This is a genomic window from Halomonas sp. B23F22_20 (assembly GCF_043496985.1).
Taxonomy (GTDB): Bacteria; Pseudomonadota; Gammaproteobacteria; order Pseudomonadales; family Halomonadaceae; genus Halomonas.
On record NZ_JBIEKH010000089.1, the window covers coordinates 1 to 703 of the forward strand.

Sequence of the window (703 nt, forward strand, 5' to 3'; positions counted from 1 at the left end):
TACGTAAGCAGAACTTTTAGAAAGACTGTTTTCCCCCAACGTGTGGCCCCAGCAACCGTCATGTGTGGGATCTCGTCGAAGTCATGCCACACCATTCCTTTGTAAGATAAGCCTATAGGAATTTTCCAGTCCTCTGATGGCAAGAGGTCTTTATAGTTCCACTGTTTTGGTAATCGCTTTTTAAATATCCATATCGACATCACTTTCTCACCGGACACCTCAACCGGATACCCTAATGCCTTGGAGAGAGCATCAGCCATGCCTTCTTTAATTTCTAAACCAACAGGCAAATTGTAGTCATAACGGATGAACATGAGAGACTCGTATTTCTTCCAGAATTCCGGCCACAACACTTCTTTGTTCCGTTTCAAATTAAAGCCGGTATTTTTGAAATAAAGCTCAATAATCTTTCGTTCGCTCATTCTCCCGCGTACTTTAGGTAGAAAAGCTAATCCAGCCAATGCTAAGGGTCCTACGAACTCAATCACATCAAAAACCTCCAGGAACCTTTAAAAATCCATTTACCAATCAGGTAAGCAAAAATGCCGATCATCCCTAATTTAACGGCTTTGTTGTTAACTTTTATCCAGCCTTGACCTTCCATCCAGTAAAGGCCAATAAAGACAAAACCTAAACCGCCCATTAAGATATAAGCCTCATCTAAGTTAATGATGTTGTTATCCAGGTTAAAATTGAAGCTTCC

At 41.0% G+C, this 703-nt stretch carries 2 protein-coding genes; both read right to left on the reverse strand.

Going from position 1 to position 703, the window contains the following annotated elements:
* Window positions 1–488 (reverse strand): hypothetical protein (locus ACGTN6_RS20715; protein WP_394594961.1); only part of this gene is annotated, 488 nt, incomplete at its 3' end.
* Window positions 485–703 (reverse strand): hypothetical protein (locus ACGTN6_RS20720; protein ID WP_394594963.1); only part of this gene is annotated, 219 nt, incomplete at its 5' end. The genes ACGTN6_RS20715 and ACGTN6_RS20720, both read right to left, overlap by 4 nt.